General features: G+C 70.1%; 6 protein-coding genes and 1 pseudogene. 2 read left to right on the top strand and 5 right to left on the bottom strand.

Annotated elements, in window-relative coordinates:
- The first annotated feature begins 393 nt into the window (after window positions 1-393).
- Window positions 394-1,617 carry a sialidase family protein gene (locus ADL01_RS15825; protein WP_053742639.1) on the top strand — a complete coding sequence of 408 codons (1,224 nt, stop codon included), beginning with the start codon at window positions 394-396 and terminating at the stop codon, window positions 1,615-1,617.
- Window positions 1,618-1,632: 15 nt separating this feature from the next.
- On the opposite strand, the gene ADL01_RS15830 is transcribed toward ADL01_RS15825, so the two are convergent.
- Window positions 1,633-2,694, bottom strand: a complete 1,062-nt coding sequence (locus ADL01_RS15830; protein ID WP_053742640.1) for a hypothetical protein — start codon at window positions 2,692-2,694, stop codon at window positions 1,633-1,635.
- 372 nt (window positions 2,695-3,066) lie between these two features.
- Between ADL01_RS15830 and ADL01_RS44705 the strand changes: the two genes are divergently transcribed.
- Complete coding sequence (locus ADL01_RS44705) at window positions 3,067-3,315, top strand: hypothetical protein (protein WP_159049534.1); 249 nt, start codon at window positions 3,067-3,069, stop codon at window positions 3,313-3,315.
- 21 nt (window positions 3,316-3,336) lie between these two features.
- Here ADL01_RS44705 and grpE read toward each other — a convergent pair whose 3' ends face one another.
- The 4 genes and pseudogenes from grpE to ADL01_RS15850 all read right to left on the bottom strand — a co-directional run bounded on the left by grpE (window position 3,337) and on the right by ADL01_RS15850 (window position 6,600).
- Window positions 3,337-3,918 (bottom strand): nucleotide exchange factor GrpE, encoded by a 582-nt coding sequence (gene grpE / locus ADL01_RS15835; RefSeq protein WP_053742641.1) that lies wholly within the window; start codon window positions 3,916-3,918, stop codon window positions 3,337-3,339.
- On the bottom strand, window positions 3,915-5,789 hold the full coding sequence (gene dnaK / locus ADL01_RS15840; RefSeq protein ID WP_053742642.1) for a molecular chaperone DnaK: 1,875 nt from the start codon (window positions 5,787-5,789) through the stop codon (window positions 3,915-3,917). The genes grpE and dnaK overlap by 4 nt, the downstream gene beginning before the upstream one ends.
- Before the next feature lie 77 nt (window positions 5,790-5,866).
- A pseudogene (locus ADL01_RS15845) lies at window positions 5,867-6,240 on the bottom strand (lipase maturation factor family protein); the annotation flags it as partial.
- A gap of 141 nt (window positions 6,241-6,381) precedes the next feature.
- Complete coding sequence (locus ADL01_RS15850) at window positions 6,382-6,600, bottom strand: DUF5133 domain-containing protein (RefSeq protein WP_078960545.1); 219 nt, start codon at window positions 6,598-6,600, stop codon at window positions 6,382-6,384.
- Window positions 6,601-6,729 lie beyond the last annotated feature (129 nt).

Consider the following 6,729-nt stretch of genomic DNA (forward strand, 5'->3'; position numbering starts at 1 on the left):
TGAGATCGCCTCGCGCCATGACTGACGGCTTATCAAGACCGAGCCCACACGCGCAGGCGATCTACCGAACTCCAGATCCGAACTCCAGACAGGACCTAGGGGCCCCGAACCACGCGTGTACTCCCCGGGGAGTGAGGCTCGTGCTCGGGCTGTGGGTCGGGGCGCTCGCCCTCGTGGGTGGGGCCGTTCGCGGCGGAGCTCTCCGAGGTGCGGCACGGACGCGGGACGGGTCGTCACCCCGCGCGGCGTGCAGCGGGCGGTGGCCACCCGGGTACGTATGTTCCGTACGCGCCACGAGTGCTGACGGTCCGTCAGCGGAGTTACTGTCGCCTCCTGTCGCCGTCGTACCGGCACCCCACGCACCGGCTCGACTCCACTGCGCGAAGGAGAGCGATGACCCCCCTGAGCCGTACCCTGCTCGCCGTGACCACCGGCGCGGCCCTGATCACCGGCACCGGAATCGGCGCCGGCCTCACCGCGACGACGGCCCAGGCGGCCACCCGCGCCTCCTGCACCTCCTCCGTCCCCTACCTCGCGGGCCAGGGCGGCTACGACACCTACCGCATCCCCGCCACCGTCACGACCGGCAAGGGCACCCTCCTGGCCTTCGCCGAGGGCAGGCGCAACAGCGCCGGTGACAGCGGCAACATCGACGTGGTCCTGCGCCGCTCCACGGACGGCGGCTGCACCTGGGGACCCCTGTCGGTGGTCGCGGCCGGGGACGGCGACACCCGGGGCAATCCGGCGCCGGTGGTCGACGGGCGGACGGGCCGCATCGTCCTGGTGACGTCGTACAACGACGGCGCGGTGACCGAGGCCCAGATCATGCGCGGCGAGGCGACACCGGAACAGAGCCGCAGGGTCTTCGTCCAGACGAGCTCCGCCGCGAGCGACGGCCGCGGCTTCACGGCCCCGCGCGACATCACGGCCCAGGTGAAACCGCCCAACTGGCGCTGGTACGCGACAGGCCCAGGACACGCCGTCTACCTGTCGGAGGGGCCGCACGCGGGCAGGATCGTGATCCCGTCCAACCACTCGGCGGCCCCGCCGGCGGGTTCGTCCGACACCGGCCAGGAGTCCAGGTACTACGGCGGCCACGCGATCTACAGCGACAACGGCGGCGGCACCTGGCACCTGGGCTTCGTCGACGACTCGTACGACGGCGTCGAGAACGCCAACGAGACGAGCGCCGCGCAACTCCCGGACGGCAGGCTTTACTTCTCGTCCAGGGACCAGAACGGCTCGATGCCGGGGAACCGGTTGGACTCGTACTCGAGCGACGGCGCACAGTCCCTGGACCGCCCATACGCCGTCCAGCCGACGCTGAACGACGTACCGATCGTGCAGGGGAGCGTGCTCCAACTGCGCGACGGTTCGGACGCGTTGCTGTTCTCGGGGCCCTCGGAACCCACGGCGCGCCGGTCGATGGCGATCTGGCGGAGCGGGGACGCGGGGGAGACGTTCGAGAAGGTACTGACGCTGTCGAACCGGAAGGCGGCCTACTCGGATCTGGTGCGGGTGGACCCGCAGGTGGTGGGGGTGTTGTACGAGACGGGGGACGCGGGGACCTATGAGTCGATCGAGTTCCGGCGGGTGCCGGTGGGTGAGGTGGGCTGACGGGCGGGGTTCGGATCAGGCGGAGGAGACACGCGTCTCGGCAGCGGATACGACCTCCTGGCGCTGCCGGTGGCGCCGTTCGTACTCCCGCACCTGACGGGCCACGCCGGTGGGAGCGTCCCCCAGGCTGGCGATGATGTCGTCCGCGTCCAGGGCGTCGTATCCGGTCCAGGGCGTGGCTTCGTGCAGCTCCTCGATGGCCTTCAGGACCCTTTTGCGGTTGGCGTGGGTGCGTTCGTAGCCCTGGATCACGGTCAGATCCAGCTGGGACAGCGTGCGCAGCCGCCTGGTGATCTGTTCCGTGCTGAGCTGGCTGAACCCCGGGATCGGCAGGTCCTCCTCCCGCCGGACCGCCCCCAGGACCTCCTCGGCCACGGCGCCGGGCACGGGCGTCTTCCGCCTCGCCTCCTCGGCCGCGCTCAGGGTCCGCTGCACACCGTGCCGGGCGACGTCGCGCGCCCGGTCGAAAGTGGCCTGAATCGTCTGTGCCGCGGCGTCGGACAGACCACCGCCCTGGCCTTCGCGCGAGGCGGAGCCGTTCGTGGCTGTCGCCACGGCTCGGGCGTGTTCGGTGAGGCTGTTCTCCAGTTCCTGCAGCAGTTCCTCGTCCTGCCGGCGCAGCGAACCGAGCAGGTCGGCGGTGAGCTGGTCGTCCGCCTGTTCGGCGACAACCTCGCCGGCCCGGCAGGCTGCCAGCGCCCGCGCCGCAGCCGCGTACTCGTCTTCCGTGTTCCTCAGCAGCTGGCGGGGACCGGCTGGGCCCCCGCCGGGCAGGATGGCCCTGCCGATCACGGACGCGAAGGTCAGCGGCAGCATCGCCGTGCGCGCCACGCCCCGCGAGACGGAGCGTGTCACGCTCGCCGCTGTGTCCATCACGCCCCGGGGGTGCAGGGCACGCTCCTGGCGTTTGATGCGCTGGACGCTGCTCCGGATCTCCTCGGCTCGGCGTTCGAGCAGCTGCCGGTGCGCCCCCGGCGGCGTGACCGTGGCATCCGCCCGGAACCGGTCGAGGACTGCGGCATGAGCATGGCGCGCGTCCTCCAGCACCGGTACGAGTTCCTCCGTCATCACTGCCATGAAGGCTCCTGAGTCACGAATGGGGTGGCGGTTCGCCACACGCGGACCAGCGGCTGCACCCCGCGGCCCTGCCACGACCGGGCAACCGGAACCCAGCCTGCGGGACACCCGGCAAGATCGCCCGCGCTCGGCAGGGGGAAATCGGGCGGAATCGCCGGGCCGGCGCGGCGAGTACCGGCCTGGACCCGCGCTGCCGTGTTGGTCCGTCCGGGTGAAGGCCACACAGGGGTACGGCGCGGACCCGATATGCGGACGTCGTCGGGTGGCACGGTTGCCGATGCCCGATTCCCGGAGTGGCGCAGCGGCGCAGTGGGCCGTCTCGCTGATCGTCTTCGGACCAGGCCACGACCATCACGACCATACGGAGGAACGGTGCCCGAGCAGACGCACCCGTTGACCTGGACCGAGGACCGGCCCTCTGACGTCGGCGGGAGCGGGAGAGGTGTTCCCGGGGCCCGTGCGTCGGTGGAGGACGACTACGCGCCGGGCGCTGTGGGTGACGTCACCACCATGGCGCTGTACGGGCTGGTCTTCGCCTCGGTGGCCGCCGGAGGGCGTCCACGTCCGCGTCAGCAGGAGGGCACCGACGTGACCGTTCCTGGTACTCCAGCAGCACTTTGACGTTTTCCCGGACGGTGGCCGTCACCTGGCCGGTGGTTGGGCGATTTCCGCCTGCGCGGGCCGCAGAAGCTGGTCGCCGACCAGGTAGCCGGGGCGCAGGACCGTGGTGAGGGTGGGCTGTTCCGCGTGGTCGGAGAAGGTGCAGGAAACGGCCTCGTGCACGGCGGGGTCGAAGGGGTCGCCCGCCGTGCCGAAGGACCGCAGTCCCAGCGCCGCGAGTTCCGTTTCCAGTATCTCGGCGACGCGCTGGAAGCCGCCGGTGACTTCTCCGTGCCTGCGGGCCTGGTCGATGGCGTCGAGGACGGGCAGGAAGCGGGTCAGCACGTTGGCCACGGCTATCTCACCGACCGCACGACGGTCGCGGCGGGCCCGCCTGCGGTAGTTGTCGTACTCGGACTTCACGCGCCGCAGGTCCGCCGCGCATTCGCGCAGGCGCACCCGCAGTACGGCCGCCTCGCCGGAGTCCGCCTGTGCCTGCGGGGCGGGCTCGATGTCGCCGCGGCGGCGGGGCTCCAGGCTGGTGCCTGGATTCCGCCGCCGGTTGTCGCCGATGAGCGACAGCGAGTGCTCGCCGGGCCGTCGGGTGCCGCTCGGGCGGGTCATCCGCTGCCCTCCTGCCCCTTGTCGTCGTCGACGATTTCAGCGTCGACGACATCCTCGTCCTGCCCTGCGGTGCCTGCCTGACCGTCACCCCCGCCGCCGTCGGCCGTCTGCCGGCCCTGTGCCTGCGCATACATGGCGGTGCCCACCTTCTGGGCTGCGGCGGTGACCTTTTCGGCGGCCTGCCGCAAGGCGGCGGTGTCCGCCGACTCTGTCTTCAGGGCCTCCTTGAGTTCCGCCAGGGGGGCCTCGACCTCGCCCTTGACGTCGGCGGGAATCTTGTCGGCATTGTCGGTGAGCAGCCGTTCGGTCTGGTAGGCGACCTGTTCCGCCTGGTTGCGGGTTTCGGCGGTCTCGCGCCTGCGCCGGTCCTCCTCCGCGTGCTGCTCGGCCTCGCGCATCATCCGGTCGATGTCGCCCTTGGGGAGGGAGGAGCCGCCGGTGACGGTCATGCGCTGTTCCTTGCCCGTGCCGAGGTCCTTGGCGGAGACGTGCATGATGCCGTTGGCGTCGATGTCGAAGGCCACCTCGATCTGCGGCACGCCACGCGGGGCCGGTGGCAGACCGGTCAGCTCGAACATGCCGAGCTTCTTGTTGTACGCCGCGATCTCGCGCTCACCTTGGAAGACCTGGATCTGCACGGACGGCTGGTTGTCCTCGGCCGTGGTGAAGATCTCCGAACGCCTCGTCGGGATCGTGGTGTTGCGCTCGATCAGCTTGGTCATGATGCCGCCCTTGGTCTCGATACCGAGGGACAGCGGCGTGACGTCCAGCAGCAGGACGTCCTTGACCTCGCCCTTGAGGACACCGGCCTGCAGGGCGGCGCCGACAGCGACGACCTCGTCGGGGTTGACGCCCTTGTGCGGGTCCTTGCCGGTCAGCTCCCGCACCAGTTCGGTCACCGCCGGCATCCTCGTCGAGCCGCCGACCAGGATGACGTGGTCGATGCCGGACACCTTGATCCCGGCGTCCTTGATCGCGTTGTGGAACGGGGCCTTGCACCGGTCCAGCAGATCACTGGTGAGCTGCTGGAACTGGGCGCGGGTGAGCTTCTCGTCCAGGTGCAGCGGGCCCTCGGCGGACGCGGTGACGTAGGGAAGGTTGACCGTCGTCTCCGATGAGCTCGACAGCTCGATCTTCGCCCGCTCCGCGGCCTCGCGCAGCCGCTGCACGGCCATCTTGTCCTTGGACAGGTCCACGCCGTAGTTGTTCTTGAACTGCTTGGCCAGGTGGTCGACGACCCGCTGGTCCCAGTCGTCGCCGCCCAGGTGGGTGTCGCCGTTGGTGGCCTTGACCTCGACCACGCCCTCGCCGATCTCCAGCAGTGACACGTCGAAGGTGCCGCCACCGAGGTCGAAGACGAGGACCGTCTGGTCGTTCTCCTTGTCCAGGCCGTAGGCCAGCGCGGCGGACGTGGGCTCGTTGATGATCCGCAGGACCTTCAGCCCGGCGATCTCACCGGCCTCCTTGGTCGCGGTGCGCTGGGAGTCGTTGAAGTACGCCGGAACGGTGATCACCGCGTCGGTGACGTCCTCACCGAGGTACGCCTCGGCGTCCCGCTTGAGTTTCTGCAGGACCCGTGCGGAGATCTCCTGTGGCGTGTACCGCTTGCCGTCGATGCTTCCCGAGTCCGGGAACCGCCAGCTCCCGTCGCCCATGTGGCGCTTGACGGAGCGCACGGTGCGCTCGATGTTGGTGACGGCCTGGCGCTTGGCCACCTCACCGACCAGCACCTCGCCGTTCTTGGCGAAGGCCACCACCGACGGGGTGGTCCGCGCCCCTTCCGTGTTGGTGATGACCGTCGGCTCCCCGCCCTCCAGTACGCAGACCACCGAGTTCGTCGTGCCGAGGTCGATTCCCACTGCGCGTGCCATGGTTCCTCTCCTCATATCGTCTCCGCGGCGGGCCACTCTCGCAGCGTCCAGGTCACTTCCCGGCTGCTGCCGCACCTCACCTCCGGTTCGTCGGTGCCCTCGATGACCACCTCGTAGCGCTCCCGGCCGACGCTGCCGAAGGCGCCGTAGGTGTTGACCAGGTGCAGCGGGGTGAAGGAGGCGTTCATCAGCCGGCGGCGGGAGAGCAGTTTCCGGGCGGGTCGGTAGCTCAGCACCGCCACCAGCACGGTGGCCGCCAGTACCACGCCCTCGTACCAGGTCGGCGTGGCCGCGAACCGCGGCGGGGCGGGTAGGCCCAGCGCGTCGGTGGTGGCCGAGCCGCCGACGACGGGCAGCGCCAGCACGATCGCCAGCCGGTTCAGCCACGCGAGGTTCCCGGACGCCACCAGCCCAGCTGGGTCACGATCACGAACCCGGCAGCCGCGCTCGCCGCTGCGGACTGTGACTTGGCTTCCTTGCCGCTAGGTGACACATATTTTATGATATGGACGCTATCAACAGCTATGGCCAACGTTGCAGTGGTACCTGTGCGGGACCGTCGAAGGGGGTCCCATGCGCGACCACGCGGGGTTCAATGGCGCATCGGCTGTTGCCGTGCCATGGCATCGCTCAGCTGGCCACGGGCGACGAACAACGCCGCGTCCAACTGGTGGGTGCCCGTGACCACGCACAGCGTGTACGTCGTGTCCTCGAGCTCGCGGACGGTCTCCGCGTTGCCGCCGGACGCCGTGCGCCGCCGGAGCGTCTCACACCGCTCTACCAGCTCCCGCAGGAGCGAAGGGTGCGCCATCACCGCGCCGCCACCTCCCGTCCTTACTCCATCGGAACGATGCTCCTCACCCATATGGTCGCGGCCGCGATTGCTCGCCGCATCTCGGAGTCGAACACCGCCACCGCCGACGGGCCCCTACAACAGCCC

Source organism: Streptomyces sp. NRRL WC-3618, from assembly GCF_001280005.1.
Classification (GTDB): domain Bacteria; phylum Actinomycetota; class Actinomycetes; order Streptomycetales; family Streptomycetaceae; genus Streptomyces.